Source organism: Flavobacterium zhoui, assembly GCF_042787235.1.
GTDB classification, from domain to species: domain Bacteria; phylum Bacteroidota; class Bacteroidia; order Flavobacteriales; family Flavobacteriaceae; genus Flavobacterium; species Flavobacterium zhoui.
Window position 1 is genome coordinate 1 of the sequence record NZ_JBHZPY010000019.1, and the last position, 17,790, is coordinate 17,790.

At 34.5% G+C, this 17,790-nt stretch carries 14 protein-coding genes; 11 read left to right on the forward strand and 3 right to left on the reverse strand.

The genetic code is table 11. The features are described from left to right. Nucleotides 1-734: 734 nt before the first annotated feature. Nucleotides 735-1,778, reverse strand: coding sequence for a tyrosine-type recombinase/integrase (locus tag ACFX5F_RS15600; RefSeq protein ID WP_379852954.1), 1,044 nt, complete (start codon nucleotides 1,776-1,778; stop codon nucleotides 735-737). Nucleotides 1,779-2,060: 282 nt separating this feature from the next. On the opposite strand from ACFX5F_RS15600, the gene tgt reads away from it, so the two are divergent. From tgt to ACFX5F_RS15645, 9 genes are all read left to right on the forward strand, one after another. After that, complete coding sequence (gene tgt / locus ACFX5F_RS15605; RefSeq protein ID WP_379852955.1) at nucleotides 2,061-3,191, forward strand: tRNA guanosine(34) transglycosylase Tgt; 1,131 nt, start codon at nucleotides 2,061-2,063, stop codon at nucleotides 3,189-3,191. A 90-nt stretch (nucleotides 3,192-3,281) separates the two neighbouring features. Continuing rightward, nucleotides 3,282-4,370 carry an LptF/LptG family permease gene (locus ACFX5F_RS15610; RefSeq protein WP_379852956.1) on the forward strand — a complete coding sequence of 363 codons (1,089 nt, stop codon included), beginning with the start codon at nucleotides 3,282-3,284 and terminating at the stop codon, nucleotides 4,368-4,370. Beyond that, entirely contained in the window at nucleotides 4,357-5,238 is an 882-nt protein-coding gene (locus ACFX5F_RS15615) for a DMT family transporter (protein ID WP_379852957.1), read from the forward strand. The genes ACFX5F_RS15610 and ACFX5F_RS15615 overlap by 14 nt, the downstream gene beginning before the upstream one ends. 159 nt (nucleotides 5,239-5,397) lie before the next feature. After that, nucleotides 5,398-5,988 (forward strand): dual specificity protein phosphatase family protein, encoded by a 591-nt coding sequence (locus tag ACFX5F_RS15620; protein WP_379852958.1) that lies wholly within the window; start codon nucleotides 5,398-5,400, stop codon nucleotides 5,986-5,988. Between the two features lie 257 nt (nucleotides 5,989-6,245). Beyond that, complete coding sequence (locus tag ACFX5F_RS15625; RefSeq protein WP_379852960.1) at nucleotides 6,246-7,199, forward strand: acetyl-CoA carboxylase carboxyltransferase subunit alpha; 954 nt, start codon at nucleotides 6,246-6,248, stop codon at nucleotides 7,197-7,199. A 140-nt stretch (nucleotides 7,200-7,339) separates the two neighbouring features. After that, on the forward strand, nucleotides 7,340-8,884 hold the full coding sequence (gene dnaB, locus ACFX5F_RS15630) for a replicative DNA helicase (RefSeq protein ID WP_379852961.1): 1,545 nt from the start codon (nucleotides 7,340-7,342) through the stop codon (nucleotides 8,882-8,884). A gap of 168 nt (nucleotides 8,885-9,052) precedes the next feature. Further along, the gene (locus tag ACFX5F_RS15635; protein WP_379852962.1) at nucleotides 9,053-9,442 is read left to right on the forward strand and encodes a hypothetical protein; all 390 of its coding nucleotides are present in this window, start codon (nucleotides 9,053-9,055) and stop codon (nucleotides 9,440-9,442) included. A 642-nt stretch (nucleotides 9,443-10,084) separates the two neighbouring features. Next, on the forward strand, nucleotides 10,085-10,876 hold the full coding sequence (locus ACFX5F_RS15640; protein WP_379852963.1) for a sensor histidine kinase: 792 nt from the start codon (nucleotides 10,085-10,087) through the stop codon (nucleotides 10,874-10,876). 3 nt (nucleotides 10,877-10,879) lie between these two features. After that, entirely contained in the window at nucleotides 10,880-11,545 is a 666-nt protein-coding gene (locus ACFX5F_RS15645) for a response regulator (RefSeq protein WP_379852964.1), read from the forward strand. A 297-nt stretch (nucleotides 11,546-11,842) separates the two neighbouring features. Here the strand turns inward: ACFX5F_RS15645 and ACFX5F_RS15650 are convergent, their stop codons facing one another. After that, nucleotides 11,843-12,253: a DUF547 domain-containing protein gene (locus ACFX5F_RS15650; protein ID WP_379852965.1), complete on the reverse strand. Its 411-nt coding sequence runs from the start codon at nucleotides 12,251-12,253 to the stop codon at nucleotides 11,843-11,845. Nucleotides 12,254-12,600: 347 nt separating this feature from the next. Here ACFX5F_RS15650 and ACFX5F_RS15655 point away from each other — a divergent pair, with 347 nt between their 5' ends. After that, the gene (locus ACFX5F_RS15655) at nucleotides 12,601-13,860 is read left to right on the forward strand and encodes an asparagine synthetase B (protein WP_379852966.1); all 1,260 of its coding nucleotides are present in this window, start codon (nucleotides 12,601-12,603) and stop codon (nucleotides 13,858-13,860) included. A gap of 128 nt (nucleotides 13,861-13,988) precedes the next feature. Here ACFX5F_RS15655 and cphA read toward each other — a convergent pair whose 3' ends face one another. Continuing rightward, nucleotides 13,989-16,613: a cyanophycin synthetase gene (cphA, locus tag ACFX5F_RS15660; RefSeq protein WP_379852967.1), complete on the reverse strand. Its 2,625-nt coding sequence runs from the start codon at nucleotides 16,611-16,613 to the stop codon at nucleotides 13,989-13,991. Between the two features lie 264 nt (nucleotides 16,614-16,877). On the opposite strand from cphA, the gene ACFX5F_RS15665 reads away from it, so the two are divergent. Then, on the forward strand, nucleotides 16,878-17,750 hold the full coding sequence (locus ACFX5F_RS15665; protein ID WP_379852968.1) for a cyanophycinase: 873 nt from the start codon (nucleotides 16,878-16,880) through the stop codon (nucleotides 17,748-17,750). Nucleotides 17,751-17,790: the final 40 nt, after the last annotated feature.

Sequence of the window (17,790 nt, forward strand, 5' to 3'; positions counted from 1 at the left end):
GTTGATGAATTTCATATTTAAATGTACAAAAAATCAACGAGTTGAGCAAATAATTTGAGCGATTTTTAATACAAAAAATTCAAGCAATCAAAAAGAAGGTTATTAGACAGTTTGACGTTTCGCTGCCACGTCTTGTTGCGGAAAAGCGAACTGAGTTTTTTCCACTAAGATATAGTTTTTTCGTAAAGAAAATGTTCCAGCTAAGAAAATCGAGCAATAAGACGTGACAGCTGTTATCGCTGGTTTTTCTTTTTTTGTTTCGTGAGCAAACAAGTTGAGTCGATTCCAATTTTCTACCAACATTATTTCTCCATTTACTGGCAACTTACTTTTGAAAACAGAAACTTGTAATTAGAGTTTTAAAAAAAACATTTTACGTTTCGCTTTCAGCCAGGTTGCTCAAAGTCGAGCTAAAGCGAGTTATTATTTGTGAGTTTTCAAATGCAATTAATCGGTTTCTCTTTTGAGATTTTTCCATTATGAAATTCTTTCTTTAGAAAACGGAAACGTTCAATTAAGGTTTTTTTGACAATAACTTTTTTAAAAATTTGCTTTCCAATTTTCTATTGCTAAAAGCAATTTTTTAAAAGCATAATTTCAACTGCAATTTTCTTCTCCAAAATCAGCGATAACTTGTATATACTCGCTACAAAGTAGCGACAATCTATCCAATTTAGGATGTAAAGTCGCTACTAAGTAGCGTATTTTTATCAAATGTATAAATAATATTTTTATTACAAATCATCAAAAGGACTTTTTATTTGTTGAATGCTTTTTGTACTTACGTGGGTGTATATTTCGGTCGTTTTGCTGCTATTGTGTCCCAATAATTCTTGTATGTATCTCAAATCGGTTCCGCTTTCAAGTAAATGAGTAGCATAGCTGTGGCGTAACCAGTGCAAAGTAACAGGTTTTGTAATTCCTGATTTTTGTAAGGCTTGTTTTAAAACCTGTTGTAAGCTTCTATCATCATAAGGCTTTCCTTTGATTTGTCCTTCAAATAAATACGTTGTGGGTTTAAATACTTTATAGTACTCCCGTAGCATTTCTAAAATTTTTGGGCTTAATGGGACAATTCTATCTTTTTGTCCTTTGGCATTTTTGAGTAAGACAATATTCCTTTGTGAGTCAATATGAACGGGTTGCAGTGCCAATAATTCACCACAACGCAAGCCACAACTATAAATTAACGAAAGCATCATCTTATGTTTGATATTGCTGTGAGCGTTTAATATTAGTTTTATTTCTTCTTTGCTCAAAACATTGGGTAATAGCTTGGCTCGTTTTGGTCGGTGAATTTTATCCACTTCAATTTTGGTTTCTCTGACGGTCATAAAATACAGTTTTATCGCATTAACGGTTTGATTCTGGTACGAAGCCGAAAGATTATTCTTTAGAATATATTCGTTGTTATAGATAATCACGTCCTCATTATTGATTTCTACAACGGGTTTTTCTCGATAGAAAATCAGGAAAGATTTTAAGGCTTCACTATAGGTACTAATGGTGCTTTCGCTGTAGCGTTTAGAACGGAGCCATTGTTTGAATTTCTCTATTTGAACAATCCCCTCGGCTGACGGGAGCGAATTTGCCAGGGGTTCTATCTTGAAACGTTCTCTATTTTCGATTGTATCTGGGATGTGCCAAACCGTTTTTTGCTGACTCCATCGTGCTCCTTCTATTTGTTTGATTCGCACAATCAGGTCTTGACTTTTTTCAAAATAAACGGCAATTCTATTTTCGCTATTGTGTTTTATCAGTTTTGCTTCCCAAGTCATATCGTGTTGATTTTGTGATTGAAAGATACTATTTTTTTTACAAATATTGTGTTATTATCGCAATGGTTCTTGATGTATAGTAGCTTTTTTGCGTGAGGGATAAAAGTGGAAATCCTTTTATGAATCGCAGCGGAATAAAAGATTGCAGCGGATAGCCCGACCTTTTTAGGGCACGCCCCAATTAATTTGCTAAATGGTAATTAATTTTTTAAATTATCTAATTATCTAGTTTTCAAATTAACCTATCTTTGCCAGCCGAACAATCGGAAGAAATACGCCAATATGAAGTTTGATTTATTAAAAAAAGATCCGCTGTCTAAAGCTAGAGCGGGAAGCATTACCACTGATCACGGTGTGATTGAAACCCCAATTTTTATGCCTGTAGGAACTGTAGGTTCTGTAAAAGGCGTGCATCAGCGGGAATTGAAAGACGATATAAACCCGGATATTATCCTGGGAAATACCTACCATTTATACTTGCGTCCGCAAACCGAAATTCTGGAGAAAGCAGGTGGATTGCATAAATTCATGAACTGGGACCGTAATATTTTGACGGATTCTGGTGGTTACCAAGTGTATTCGCTTTCGGCCAACCGAAAAATTAAGGAGGAAGGCGTGAAGTTTAAATCGCATATTGACGGTTCGTATCACTTTTTTACACCAGAGAATGTGATGGAAATTCAGCGTACCATAGGTGCTGATATTATCATGGCTTTTGATGAGTGTACGCCATATCCTTGTGATTATAACTATGCGAAGCGATCAATGAAAATGACGCACCGCTGGTTAGACCGTTGCATCAATCATTTAGACACCCTGCCTTTTAAATACGGTTATGAACAAACGTTTTTTCCAATTGTGCAAGGAAGTTGCTATAAAGATTTGCGCCAACAATCAGCCGAATATATTGCGAATTCAAATCAACAAGGAAATGCGATTGGCGGACTCTCAGTAGGGGAACCTGCCGAGGAAATGTATGCCATGACTGAAATTGTTTGTGAAATCCTGCCCGAAGACAAACCGCGGTACCTGATGGGTGTGGGGACTCCGATAAATATTCTGGAGAATATCGCCCTAGGAATCGATATGTTTGATTGCGTGATGCCTACGCGTAACGCCAGAAACGGAATGTTGTTTACGGCTAATGGTTCGATTAATATCAAAAACAAAAAGTGGGAAGCTGATTTTTCGCCTATTGACGAAATGGGGATTACCTATGTTGATACCGAATATACGAAAGCGTATTTGCGCCACCTTTTTGCGGCTAATGAATACTTAGGGAAGCAAATTGCCACCATACACAATCTTGGGTTTTATATGTGGTTGGTTCGTGAGGCCAGAAAACATATCTTAGCAGGCGATTTTAAGCCTTGGAAAGAAATGATGGTGAAGAATATGAATCAACGACTATAAGAAGTTTCAAGTTATTTTTGTTTCAAGTTTCAGGTTATGCTGCAACGAACTTGAAACTTTAAACTTGAAACAAGAAAAACAAAAAAATCTATGCTAACAATAATTGACAAATACATCCTAAAAAGATATTTAGCCACGTTTTCGGCTATGTTGTTAATGTTCGTACCTATAGGTATTGTTATTGATGTTTCGGAGAAGATTAATTTCATGTTGGAGAACAAAGTTCCATTTATTGAAATTGCGACCTACTATTATCATTTCACCATTTATTTTGCAAATTCCTTATTTCCAATCTTTTTGTTTTTATCGATTATTTGGTTTACCTCGAAATTAGCGAATAACACGGAGATTATTGCCATTTTGAGTTCTGGGATTTCGTTTACACGGTTTTTACGTCCTTTCATAATTGGGGCTACTATTGTTTCTATTTTTGTTTTGTTGATGGGCTTTTTTGTTGTTCCTAAATCCAGCGAAGGGTTTAACAACTTTAGATACACCTACCTGAAAACAGGAGGGAAAGAGGCCATGAGAGGCGATAATACAGATGTGTTTAGGCAAATTAGTGATACGGAATTTATTTATGTAAATAGCTTTAACCCATTGTCTAAGATTGCTTTTAATTTTTCGTTGGAAAAATTCAAAAAGGAGAAATTAGTATACAAAATCACTGCAAGCAGAATAAAATGGAATCCAAAAGAGCGTAATTATACCATGTATGATTATACTAAAAGAACGGTTGGGGAACTGAATGATCAGATTGAAAAAGCACCAGAAAAAGTGGCTCGTTTTAATTTTGACTTAGAAGATTTAACGCCTGTGGTGTATATTGCTGAAACACTGACTTTGGATAAATTAGTCAAATTTATTGACAAAGAAAGAAGTCGCGGTTCCTCTAATATTAATATATATTTAGTGGTTTTATACAAGAAATTTAGCGTGCCGGTTTCGGCATTTATTCTCACTATTATTGCGGTTTCTGTTTCGTCCATGAAACGAAGAGGTGGGATGGGAATAAATTTGGCTATAGGAATTGCATTGGCTTTTGCCTTTGTGTTCTTTGATAAAATATTTGGAGTACTAGCGGAGAAGTCGAGTATTCCACCCTTATTGGCAGTTTGGTTACCAAATATTGGTTTCGCAATATTAGCCGTTTATCTATTACGAAATGCAAAACGATAAATTAAAGAGTTACTTAAACCTCCATTTTATAGTATTTATTTGGGGTTTTACCGCAATTTTAGGAGCGCTTATCACCATCACTGCCGATGCTTTGGTTTGGTATCGAATGCTTTTTGCCAGCGTTTTTTTATCGCTGTTTATTGTATTCAAAAAGAAATCTTTTAGAATTCCGATGAAATCTTTCTTGAAATTGATTTTTGTAGGCTTATTGATCGCCCTGCACTGGATCTTTTTTTTCAAAGCGATTCATGTTTCTAATGTGTCGATTACACTTTCGGTTTTCTCCTTGGGCGCTTTTTTTGCATCCATACTGGAACCAATTTTTTATGGAAGGAAAGTACTTTGGTATGAAGTGTTTTTTGGGCTTATCATTATTGCCGGGCTGGCACTTATTATGAAAGTTGAAGTCAATTATCTAAGTGGAATGTTATATGCTTTGGTGGCCATTATTTTGGGCGTTTTGTTTACTCTCATGAACGGTAAATTAATAGAAAAACATGACCCTTCAGTTATCTCCTTTTATGAATTCCTGGCAGGAGTCTTTTTCATTACTGTTTACTTTTTATTTCAGCAAAAATTCTCTTTAGATTTCTTTATTTTAACAGTTAATAATTGGGTTTTAATTCTGATTTTGGCCTCTATTTGCACGGCGTATGCTTTTACGGCATCCGTAAAAGTTATGCAGAAACTGACGCCTTATACCGTAATGTTGACCACTAATTTAGAACCGGTTTACGGAATTGTATTGGCCTATTTTATACTTGGCGGTAAAGAGAAAATGAGCTTTGAATTTTACATCGGAGCCCTAATAATTGTGATTACCGTAATACTGAATGGCGTGATTAAGCATTATAAAAAGGTTGATTAAATTACTTCTTTTTGTGTCAATTTTAACTTTGCTTTGACAAGAAACGCCACGCTAAATAATTCTATTTCAATTTTAAGTCAGACCTTTGCAGTATGAAATTGCTTTGATTTTAATGAATCGAAATTTGGTATTTCACTAAAAAACAAATAACACATTCGTATGAAAAAAAATAAAAAAAGAATAGGTTTTTTGGTGCTGGCGATAATTTTATTTTTCGGTGGTAAAGAAATTTATGACATGAATATCAATCATAATTTTGAAACAATTATGGAGGGTAAAGTATACAAATCAGGGGTTATTCCGCCTGATGAATTGGAACGGTATGTTACCAAATATCATATAAAATCGATTGTAGACTTGCGATTTCCGGGAACAACAGATTTAAAGAATAATCCGGAAATCCCTGCCGAATTAACCGCGGAACAGAATGCGGTGGCAAAAATGAAAGGAGTGAACTATTTTAATAACGGGTCAGATCAGGTTCCCAAACAAGAAAACCTAGACCGTTTTTTTAAAATAATGGATGACAAAGCAAATTATCCGGTTTTGATTCATTGTTATCATGGTATTGGCCGCGCCGAAATGTATTCTGCATTGTATCGTATAGAATATGAAAATTTTACAAACGAAGCAGCACGTCATGGTGTAAGAACGTTAGTCAAATTCAGTTCGTTTGATGATGGAACTCCTAAGGGTGAGTATTTAAAATCGTATAAATCCAGAAAGCAGTTAGCGGCTGAAAAGAAATAATTTCAGGTCGTAAAAACATTTAAAATAGTACGATATGTTTTGAATGTTTTTTGATTTAAAATCGAACTTCAGTTGGCTGTAAAGATAGTTCCTTTTTTAGTAATATATAGGAATAAGGACAGATCCTCCGCATATAAAAAATGATTTTAATTATATATTAAAGAGCAGTTGGAGACATAAATGAAAAAATACCCTTTTTGAACGATTTAAAATTTTATATTTGCCGTTCGAATTAAAAACAAAAACGTAGAAATCCTATGGAATATTTAGATTTTGAACTTCCAATAAAAGAACTAGAAGATCAGTTAGATAAATGTCTTGTTATTGGTCAAGAATCGGATGTTGATGTAACGAATACTTGCAAGCAAATCAACAAAAAACTAGAAGAAACTAAAAGAAAAATTTATAAAAACTTAACCGCTTGGCAACGCGTTCAGCTATCCAGACACCCAAGTCGTCCGTATACTATGGACCATGTAAGGGCACTATGTGGAGAAACGTTCTTGGAGCTTTTTGGAGATAGAGGGTTTAAAGACGACAAAGCCATGATTGGTGGTTTAGGAAAAATAGATGGACAATCTTTTATGATTGTAGGTCAACAAAAAGGATTTAATACCAAGACGCGTCAGTTCCGTAATTTTGGAATGGCAAATCCAGAAGGATACCGTAAAGCGTTGCGATTAATGAAGATGGCAGAGAAATTTGGCATTCCTGTTTTGACTTTAATTGATACTCCTGGTGCATATCCAGGCCTTGAAGCAGAGGAACGCGGACAGGGGGAGGCAATTGCCAGAAACATTTTTGAAATGGTTCGCCTAAAAGTGCCAATTATTACCGTTATTGTTGGAGAAGGAGCGTCAGGTGGAGCATTAGGAATAGGTGTGGGGGATAGAGTATATATGATGGAAAACACTTGGTATTCTGTTATTTCTCCTGAATCATGTTCTTCTATTCTTTGGAAAAGTTGGGAGTATAAAGAACAGGCTGCTGAAGCACTGAAATTAACTTCTTCAGATATGAAAAAACAAAAATTAGTAGATGATATCATTCCTGAGCCATTAGGTGGAGCGCATTACGACAGAGCGGCTGCTTTCAAAACTGTAGAGCAATATATCATGAAAGGATTCAATGAATTGAAAGACTTATCAACAGAAGAATTAGTTGCTCAGAGAATGGACAAATACAGTAAAATGGGTGAATATAAAGAGTAAAATCTTACAAATCGATATTTAATCCGAAGCCTTACCGTTTCGGATTTTTTTATGGTTATAAACAAAAAATAGTTACTTATGAACAATTATTCGTAATAACTCAATGACAATATTTTTTTAATTTTTGTTACTTTCGCTATATGGAAAACTTCAGAAATATTAATCCTGTGAAGGTTGATAAAACTACTATAATAAGCCTTGAAAAAGGAAAATTGCAACCACAGGTTCTCGATCTAGAAGAGGCTGTGCTTGGCGCGATGATGATTGATAAAAAAGGGGTTGATGATGTAATTGACATTTTACAACCCGATGCTTTTTATAAAGAAGCACACAAACATATTTTTGAGGCTATCGTTCAGCTATTTACAGAAACACAGCCAATTGACTTATTAACCGTTTCTGCCCAACTTAAGAAAAATGCAAAATTAGAATTGGCAGGCGGGGATTTTTACTTAATTCAGCTAACGCAAAAGATTTCGTCTTCGGCTCACATTGAATTTCACTCCAGAATTATTCTCCAAAAATTTATTCAACGAAGTCTGATTCGGATTTCTACCGAAATCATCGAAGATTCCTATGATGAAACAACAGATGTTTTCGATTTGTTGGACAGAGCGGAGTCTAAATTATACGAAGTAACGCAAGGAAATATAAAACGTAGTTCTGAAACGGCGCAGAGTTTAGTTTTGCAGGCTAAAAAACGTATTGAAGAAATAGCAGGACAAGAAGGATTGAGTGGTGTCGCAACCGGTTTTGATAAATTGGATAAGATTACTTCTGGTTGGCAACCAAGTGATTTAATTATTATAGCGGCAAGACCAGCAATGGGAAAGACCGCATTTGTATTATCAATGGCTCGAAATATGGCAATTGATTTTGGAATGCCTGTTGCGTTATTTTCACTGGAAATGGCATCAGTGCAGTTAATCACCCGTTTGATTTCATCTGAAACTGGTCTGTCATCAGAGAAATTGCGTACCGGAAAACTGGAAAAACACGAATGGGAACAATTGAGTACCAAAGTTAAAAATCTGGAAAAAGCACCGTTATACATTGATGATACGCCTTCCTTATCTATTTTTGATTTAAGAGCAAAAGCAAGACGTTTGGTTTCGCAACATGGTATCCGAATTATCATTGTCGATTATTTGCAATTGATGACCGCCGGCGGAAACGGAAAAGGAGGAGGAAATAGAGAACAGGAGATTTCTACGATTTCCCGAAACTTAAAAGCATTAGCTAAGGAGTTGAATGTTCCTGTTATTGCACTTTCTCAGTTATCTCGTGCGGTTGAAACGCGTGGATCCAGCAAAAGACCGTTGCTTTCTGACCTTCGTGAATCAGGGGCGATTGAGCAAGATGCCGATATTGTATCGTTTTTATACCGCCCTGAATATTATAAAATTGATGAGTGGGATGATGAGGAAGCCTCACCAACTGCTGGTCAGGCAGAAATAATGATTGCCAAACACCGTAATGGTAGTATTGAAAACGTTCGTTTGAAGTTTATCGGACATTTGGGTAAATTTGATAACTTGGAAGATTACAGTGGCAGTTACGATGATTTACCATCGAGTATGAATCAAGAGGATAATCCTTTTATCACTAAAAATCTCCCATCAGCTAATGAAGCTTTTGGTAGTAATTTGAATGATGAAGATGATGATAGTGATGTACCGTTTTAGAAAAATAAAATAAAACCGACTCGTCTTTTATTCCTATACCATCAAAAAAGCCTAAATTCCCTATAGATTTAGGCTTTTTTCAATATTATAATTAGGTCATTAGTTTTGTTAAGGTAATATTAATTAGTAGTTTAGCGAATAATTGTATTAATTTAATAACGAAGAAGTATGTCTGAAGAGCGTTCAACCGAAAACCTAGCATCAATTAAAGCAACAAACGCAATCTCACTTAAAGAAGCGCAACGTTGGGCTAAGCGTTGGTCTAAAGAAGAGGGCAATTACAATAAACACCAACAGGTACACGCCTTTTTAATTCCAAAAAAAGACATTCTGGAAGTACTTGTAGAGGGAATCGATGCGGTAAGAGCGTACATTGGTGTGGATGATAATGGAGTCGAAAAATTAATGATTGTTGGAACTAAATTTGATTCTTCAACGGGTATTTACGTAGATATGATAAGACAAGGAGATGGGGTCAATAAGGAAGTGGATAGTATTTATGATTTTACAGAACCTTGCCCTCCGGCATGCGATCCAAAAAGTCCAATGCTTAAATAAAAACGATATGTTAAGAATATTTGCAAATATTGGTAATTTGATTTTAATATGTAATTTAATTCTATTTATTAGAGACTTTCGATTTCAAAATAAGGGATTTAAGATTTTTACTTTTTATCTGGGAATCATTTTTAGTATTCAATTGGGATCAAAAATTTTGGTGAATCTTCATTATCAAAATTTATACCTCTCCCATTTTTATTTTATTGGGCAATTTATAATGTTGAGTTTTTTTTATAAAAATTTATTCAAAGAGGCACTTCAAATAAGAATGGTAAACATTGGATTTGTTTTTTGCTTATTAGTTTTAGGAATTCAATACGGCTTAGATCCCAGTCTATTATTTAAATTCAATTTGTTTGAAATTTTCATAACCTCATTTTTACTGATTATTTACGCCGCTTTTCATTTTTACAATATGCTAAATTCCAAAAAAGAATTTTATTACATTAATATGGGAGTTTTACTTTACTTGTTTGGGAGCATCGTTTTGTTTTTAGCGGGTAACCTTATGGCAACGTTAAGTCCAAAAATAAATAAGATTCCGTGGATTCTTAATGCAATATTATTTATTGTCTATCAAATTTTCATATTTGTTGAGTGGCGAAAAAGTAATTCCAAAAAGATAATTAATGCAATTTTATGAAAGTAAATACTTTACATGAAAATGATATAATTGAGATTATTCTATACACTTGCTTCGCTTTTCTTTTAATGGGCATAGTAATGGTCTTATTTTTTTATTTTTCAAGAAAGAAGATTATTCAGAAAGAATTAGAGAAGAAAGATCTGGAAATTCAATATCAAAAAGAGCTTTTGAGTGCCGTAATCATTACTCAGGAGGAAGAACGTAAACGTATTGCCCAGGACTTGCATGATGACATTAGTTCTAAACTTAATATTGTTTCTTTAAACAGTCATTTGCTCAATACTCCTAATTTATCTTCAGGAGAAGTTAGTGAAATTACTGCCAATATTATTAATCTCACCGCTAAGACCTTGGACAATTCCAGGAAAATTGCACATGGACTTTTGCCTCCGGTTCTCGACAAATTTGGACTTCATGCGGGTGTTGAGGAATTATGTTTAGAGTTTAGTAGCGCTAAACTAATTAGTGTAAACTATGAAAATAATGTTTCATTTGATGTTTTAGATAATGACAGGCATTTACATGTGTTTAGAATTTTGCAAGAACTGATGAATAATTCACTTCGACACGGAAAAGCAACCGTGATATCTATTCGTTTTGAAAACGATAAAGACGGAAAAATATGCTATTATTCTGATAACGGAATTGGTTTTGATCTAACCAATCATAAAAATCAGAAAGGGCTCGGTATGAAAAATATTGAGAGTAGAGTAGCTTTCTTAAAAGGGACAATTGCTATGGATTCCTCAATTAACAACGGGATTTCAGTAGTTTTTAATTTTTAAAGAATGAATGACACAATCAAAATAATATTGGTAGACGATGAATTACTTTTTAGAAAAGGAATTTCATTTTTGTTGGAGCGGGAAAAAAACCTAGAGGTTATTTTTGAAGCTTCAAATGGAGATGAGCTCATTTCTTTTCTACAGTTAAATATTAATCATCCGGACATTATTATTATGGATTTGAAAATGCCGGTGATTAATGGAGTAGAAGCCACTAAAATTATTCGTAAAGAGTTTCCTGAAATCAAAATTATTGCACTTACCAGTTATGATTCTAAATCCTTTGTTGCCAATATGATTGATGTGGGTGCCGTTTCGTATTTGATAAAAAATGCAACGCCTCAAGACTTGTTAACTACCATAAATGAGGTTGCGTTAAAAGGATTTTATTACACGGATTCTGTTATGAAAGTTATTAAGGAAGATGTTTTGACTAATAAGAAAATCAAAAGCAATTTTGACAATAACTTCCTTACCAAGCGGGAGATTGAAGTGCTTAAACTTATTTGTTTCCAGAAAAGTACAGTTGAAATAGCGGAACAACTTTTCATAAGCCCCAGAACGGTTGAAGGGCATCGCAATAGTTTATTACTGAAAACACAATCCAAAAATATTGCCGGATTAGTGGTTTACGCTGTGCAAAATGATATTATTATAATGGAAATGTAAGGTTTGGCTTTTTACCAAATAAATAAATTAGGAAGCAAGTTTGCTTTCATCAATTGGCTTTCCAGTTTTGAATCGAAGACTATATGTCGAAAAGTCTTTCTTGAAGATAGTTTCCATTATTTTTTTGATAGATTTTTTTCTGCCAAAATCCTTTAAATTGTGCAATATAAAATCCGAAACCTAAATTGTTTTTGCATCATGATCAATTTCCGTTTTTAATTCAATGAAATTTTTAGCAACTAAACTGAGGTGTTGATCTATATGTTTACTGTCGTAAGTAGGAATAGAAATGCTCATTTATTTAATACTTCTTAAAGCAAAATGAATTTTATAATCGACCTTTTCGACTGCTGCACTCTTTATAAAACTGGAGTAAAATGGATTTGTGAAATATCCGTAGCCCATTTTGAATTTATATTTTCTTAATATTCCATGTTCAATATAATCTAAAGAGAGAACCGCGCGAGAAATTTTGATTCTTTTGACCTTCAAAATTCTGTAACTTTCTTTCGTTTCATTCGAAATGATTATATAAAATGCATGGTATATGTTAATCCAAAATACTTTTTTGAGATCATCTGCATACAGACTTTTTTCAAGTTTTGACTGTCTAATATAAAATAATTGCTGTCTAAGCGATGTTGTATCTTCTCCTGCCTGTGATGATATAAGAATTTCTTCCGATAAAGCTATGAAGTGATTTTTCAAAATAATGGTTTGTTGCGTTATAAAGCGTAAATATTCCTAATTAAAAAAAAGCTGATAACACATTACATAGAAAGTTAAAATTAGTAGTACTAGCAGTAGTATTCCAATGTTTATTATAAAAATCTTTATATTGAATGGTTTTGTCTTTTTCTTAAAGTCTATTTCTAAATTTTCCATTTCTACTTTGCTTTTATATCGAAGTGTAAATTTATACACTTGATATAGTTTGTCTATGCGTATATTTACGTGTTTTTTCTCCAAAAGGATTTTGGGTTTTATTTTAAAGTGAAATTTGTATCATTTCAAGTACTTACTTTCTATCTTTGATAGATAAAAATCATTAAACGATGTTGAAGCGAATTATTTATACTTTTGTCATTCTACTTTCTTTTTCTGCAAAAGCTTCTTTTATTTTGTTGCCAATGGATGAAACCACGCAGCAAAATCATCTCAAAGCTTATGGAATTACGTATTGGTGTTTAGATAAAAATTATAAAGCAAGTTGGTTATTGAATTATCGTGGCGGGTCATTTTTATTACCTGATGCACCTGAAATACGTAGAGAATGCCAAATTAGAGGAGTAAGTTTTGAAATTCTCTCGGATAGTGAAGAAACCAAGATATTGAATGAAATATCTAGCCCTTCACAAAATATGGAAGCTGTTATTTTGGAAAAAGCGCCTAAAATTGCAGTTTATACGCCCAAAGGGAAGCAACCTTGGGATGATGCTGTTACCATGGTTTTGACGTATGCTGAAATTCCTTTTACACCTATTTATGATGAAGAAGTTTTAAGCGACCAACTGCTACTTTATGATTGGTTGCATTTGCATCATGAAGATTTTACCGGGCAATACGGTAAGTTTTTTGGAGCCTATAGAAATGCACCTTGGTACATTGAGCAAAAGAAAGAAGCTGAAATTTTAGCTGCAAAATTAGGATACTCAAAAGTCTCTCAAGAAAAAGTTGCTGTTGCCAAAAAGATTAGGGATTTTGTAATTGGTGGTGGTTTTATGTTTGCCATGTGTTCAGCAACAGATAGTTTTGATATTGCTTTGGCTGCGGACGGTGTTGATATTTGCGAGACTATGTTTGATGGAGACGCGAGTGATGCTAATTATCAATCGAAGATGAATTACGGTTCTACGTTTGCATTCAAAGATTTTATTTTAGAAAGAAGACCTGAGCAATATGAATTTTCAGATATCGATATGACTTTGAAAAGGCGGATTCCAATGGAAAAAGATTATTTCACTTTGATGGAATTTTCGGCAAAATGGGATCCCATTCCCAGTATGTTGTGTCAAAATCATACGCAACTCGTAAAAGGTTTTATGGGGCAAACCACTTCTTTTGATCCCGCACTAATTAAATCTAATGTATTGGTTATGGGAACCTGTGAATTGAATGGCGAAGTTCGATATCTTCATGGTGAAAAAGGCAAGGGAATGTATACGTTTTATGGTGGTCATGACCCTGAAGATTTTCAACATCAGGTCGGCGATCCGCCCACAGTTTTGGATTTGCATCCTAATTCTCCAGGATATCGCTTGATTTTGAATAATGTGTTATTTCCTGCCGCAAGAAAGAAAAAACAGAAAACATAATGTAAAGTAAAAGCCAATCGTAATCGATTGGCTTTTACTTTTTTTTAGCCCTGATGAAAGTGGCATCCTTTCTTTGCCTTCTATAGGCGAAGAAAGATATAACGGACAGCAGGAACAGCTTCTGAAAATTACACCAGTCCATGTTCATTTTCTTTGTCTAAATATTCTTGTACAATATCTATGGCATTAGTTACAACATCACTTAAAGCAGTGATGAAGCTCCCTTCTTCGGCACAATTTATCGCATGTCTTATGGCTTCGGTTTCTTTAGGGATAATTTCATAGGTTACCGTTTTACCAGAATTTTTAATTCCTTCAAGGATTAAATTTATAATCTCTTCTTCTGTTCTTCCTCTCAGGTATTTTTCTTGTCGAATGATAATATGATCGAACATTCTGGCGGCAATATTGGCACATTCTCTAATGTCTTCATCACGACGGTCACCAACGCCAGCTATTATTCCTATTTTTTTGGTAGCATCGACACTTTGCAGGTATTCTTCGACTCCTTTGTAACCAGATGCATTATGAGCAAAATCAATCAATACCTTGAATTTTTTGAACTCAAAAATATTCATTCGACCGGGAGTTTGTGCTGCACTTGGAATAAAAGTCTGTAGAGATAAACTGATATCTTCAGTTTTAAAACCCCATAAATAACTCGCTAAAGTGGCTGCAAGTACATTGGCAATCATAAACTTTGCTTTTCCTCCCAATGTTAAAGGGACATGAGTGGCACGCTCAATTCGGATTTTCCATTCTCCTTTTTTGATGGTGATATAGCCATTTTCATAAACCGCAACAGTTTTTCCCTCAGCACAAAGTTTTTTGATGAAATCATTGTCTTCACTTAAACTAAAGTAGGCGACATTGCAATTTAGATCCTGACCTAATTTTATGCAATTTTCATCGTCTCCGTTTAAAACTGCCCAGCCATCTTTCTTAATACTTTTTACAACAGTAGCTTTGACTCTTGCCAAGTCATCTAAGGTGTGAATATCACTTAATCCCAAATGATCTTCCTGAATATTGGTAATAATTCCAATATCGCAACGGCTAAACCCTAAGCCAGAACGAAGGATTCCACCGCGGGCCGTTTCCAGAACAGCGAATTCTACCGTTGGATCTCGTAAAATATATTCGGCACTTAGAGGTCCGGTTGTATCACCTTTTTCCATCATGTGATTTTGAATATAAATCCCATCCGAAGTGGTAAACCCCACTTTGAATCCATTATTTTTTACGATATGTGCCAAAAGTCGGGTAGTTGTCGTCTTACCATTGGTACCAGTAACTGCAATAATTGGAATACGACATGATTTTCCGGGAGGATATAACATATCAATAACTGGGGAAGCTACATTTCTCGGTAACCCTTCGGAAGGGGCAAGGTGCATTCTAAATCCTGGAGCAGCATTGACTTCAAGAATTACACCACCATTTTCTTTCAATGGTTGGGTTAAATTTTCCGCCATAATATCAACACCGCAAATATCCAGTCCTATTATTCTTGAAATTCTTTCGGCAAGGAAAATGTTTTCTGGATGCATCATATCTGTAACATCTACAGAAGTTCCACCCGTACTTAGATTAGCAGTAGATTTTAGGAAAACTATTTCGCCAGTTCTTGGAATAGTTTCCAGTGTATAGCCAAGTTTTTCTAATAATTCTTCGGTATCTCGATCCACATCTATTTGAGTTAACACATTTTCATGGCCGTAACCTCTTCTGGGATCTAGATTGATAGTGTTAATTAATTGTTGAATTGTGTCATTTCCATTTCCTATTGCATGGGCAGGAACTCGTTTTGCAGCGGCAACAAGTTTATTGTCGATTACTAATATTCTAAAATCGAAACCAGTGATAAATTTTTCTACGATAACACGTTTGCCATATTCTTTTGCGAAGGCTAAGCCAGCAACTGCATCATCCCAATTAGTAACATTAATGGAAGCTCCTTTTCCATGATTTCCGTCCAAAGGCTTTAGTACAATGGGATAACCAATTTTTTTAATCGTATCTGCTAAACCTTCCTCATCCGTACAAATACTTCCATTTGCGACTGGAATTGAAGCCATATCCAGCATTTTCTTGGTTTGCTCCTTATTACAGGCAATATCTACGGCAATCCTACTAGTTTTACAAGTAATTGTGGCTTGAAAACGCATTTGATTAATACCATATCCTAGTTGAACTAATGAATTTGTTCCCAATCTAATCCAAGGGATATTTCTGGCAACAGCTTCTTCTACGATACTTCCGGTACTTGGTCCAAGTCGAACACGTTCCCTGATTTCACGCATTTTTTGTAAGTCAGCTTCCACATCATATGGCGTTCCCGCGATTAATGCTTCGGCAATTGCAACGGAACATTCAGCTGCAAAAAGGCCTACGTTCTCTTCTGTATAACTAAAAACTACATTATAAGTTCCGGGAGTTTTGGTTTCTCTGGTTCTCCCAAATCCAGTTTCCATTCCAGCCAAAGATTGAATTTCGAGTGCAATATGTTCAATCACATGGCCCATCCAGGTACCACGTTCTACTCTGGAAAAAAATCCACCGCGACAGCCTTCAGAACAACGATGTTCAATCATTGTAGGAAACATAGCTTCAATACGTTCTTTAAATCCTTCAATTTTATTAGTTGGAAACTGTTCCATTTCTTCCAAATCCAATCGCATTTGGATTAATTTTTTTCTTTGTATGCTCCATATATTGGGACCGCGTAGGGCTTGTACTTTGATTATTTTCATAAAATGGAATTTTATTTTTTGAAATAGAATTAATAGGTAATGGTTTGATTTTAAAAGTAATAAGGTCTGTGTTGTTTTTTATAAAGAAGACAACAATGGATTTTTGTTTTTGGAAAATGCATAGAACTAAATTAAAAGTAGTTTTTTTAAAATAGGAATCAAAATTTATTTATTGAATATTAACAATAAGTATTTCATTCTAAATTTTTAAAAAAAGGATTGAACTTCAAGTGCTTCTTTTATCTTTTTGGTTATTTTTGCCAAATGAATATACTAGGAAAACTGATAATAATAGGAGGTGCGGTAGATAAAGGAAGTTTTACGGAAACTGATTTGGATAAAAATGCAACTAGCAATTTAAATTTTTTTGAAGCAGGGATTTTAAAAAGGATCTTAAATGAATCAAAACATAAGGAGAATTCACGTATTGAAGTTATTACCACGGCCTCAGTTATTCCAAAAGAAATTGGTCCTGAATATGTAAAAGCATTTGAGCATTTGAATGCTAAGAATATTGATATACTGAATATAGAAAGAAGAGATCAAGCCGCAGACGAAGCCATTTTAGCTCGACTAAAAGCAGCTGACATCGTAATGTTTACAGGAGGTGATCAGTTGCGATTGACTTCTATACTTGGAGGAACACCTTTTCATGATATTTTACTGGATAAATACCACAATGAAGAATTTATTTATGCTGGAACTTCAGCTGGTGCTGCAGCAGCATCAAATAATATGATTTATCAAGGCAGTAGCTCAGAAGCTTTATTAAAAGGGGAAGTGAAAATTTCCAGTGGACTAGGATTAATTGATGGTGTAATTATCGATACACATTTTGTGCAACGCGGCAGAATTGGAAGACTTTTTCAAGCTGTTGTGGGTAATCCCAGAGTATTGGGAATAGGTCTTGGAGAAGATACGGGTTTGTTAATTACCAATAATATTCAAATGGAGGCGATTGGTTCTGGATTAGTAATTTTAGTTGATGGTCGTGAAATAAAAGATACTAATTTGACACAAGTAGAATTAGGTCAACCTATTTCTATCTCGCATTTAGTGACACATGTTATGAGTAAATTTGACACTTATAGTCTGGATACTCATAAAATGCATATTCAATCTTCCCAATATTCATAGGTCTATGATAATGGAAAAGAGAAAGTAAAAAAACTTAGAT

Bases quoted from the DNA above. Each gene is read 5' to 3' on its own strand.
- ACFX5F_RS15600 (WP_379852954.1), bottom strand. From the start codon at position 1,778: ATGACTTGGGAAGCAAAACTGATAAAACACAATAGCGAAAATAGAATT.
- tgt (WP_379852955.1), top strand. From the start codon at position 2,061: ATGAAGTTTGATTTATTAAAAAAAGATCCGCTGTCTAAAGCTAGAGCG.
- ACFX5F_RS15610 (WP_379852956.1), top strand. From the start codon at position 3,282: ATGCTAACAATAATTGACAAATACATCCTAAAAAGATATTTAGCCACG.
- ACFX5F_RS15615 (WP_379852957.1), top strand. From the start codon at position 4,357: ATGCAAAACGATAAATTAAAGAGTTACTTAAACCTCCATTTTATAGTA.
- ACFX5F_RS15620 (WP_379852958.1), top strand. From the start codon at position 5,398: ATGAAAAAAAATAAAAAAAGAATAGGTTTTTTGGTGCTGGCGATAATT.
- ACFX5F_RS15625 (WP_379852960.1), top strand. From the start codon at position 6,246: ATGGAATATTTAGATTTTGAACTTCCAATAAAAGAACTAGAAGATCAG.
- dnaB (WP_379852961.1), top strand. From the start codon at position 7,340: ATGGAAAACTTCAGAAATATTAATCCTGTGAAGGTTGATAAAACTACT.
- ACFX5F_RS15635 (WP_379852962.1), top strand. From the start codon at position 9,053: ATGTCTGAAGAGCGTTCAACCGAAAACCTAGCATCAATTAAAGCAACA.
- ACFX5F_RS15640 (WP_379852963.1), top strand. From the start codon at position 10,085: ATGAAAGTAAATACTTTACATGAAAATGATATAATTGAGATTATTCTA.
- ACFX5F_RS15645 (WP_379852964.1), top strand. From the start codon at position 10,880: ATGAATGACACAATCAAAATAATATTGGTAGACGATGAATTACTTTTT.
- ACFX5F_RS15655 (WP_379852966.1), top strand. From the start codon at position 12,601: ATGTTGAAGCGAATTATTTATACTTTTGTCATTCTACTTTCTTTTTCT.
- cphA (WP_379852967.1), bottom strand. From the start codon at position 16,613: ATGAAAATAATCAAAGTACAAGCCCTACGCGGTCCCAATATATGGAGC.
- ACFX5F_RS15665 (WP_379852968.1), top strand. From the start codon at position 16,878: ATGAATATACTAGGAAAACTGATAATAATAGGAGGTGCGGTAGATAAA.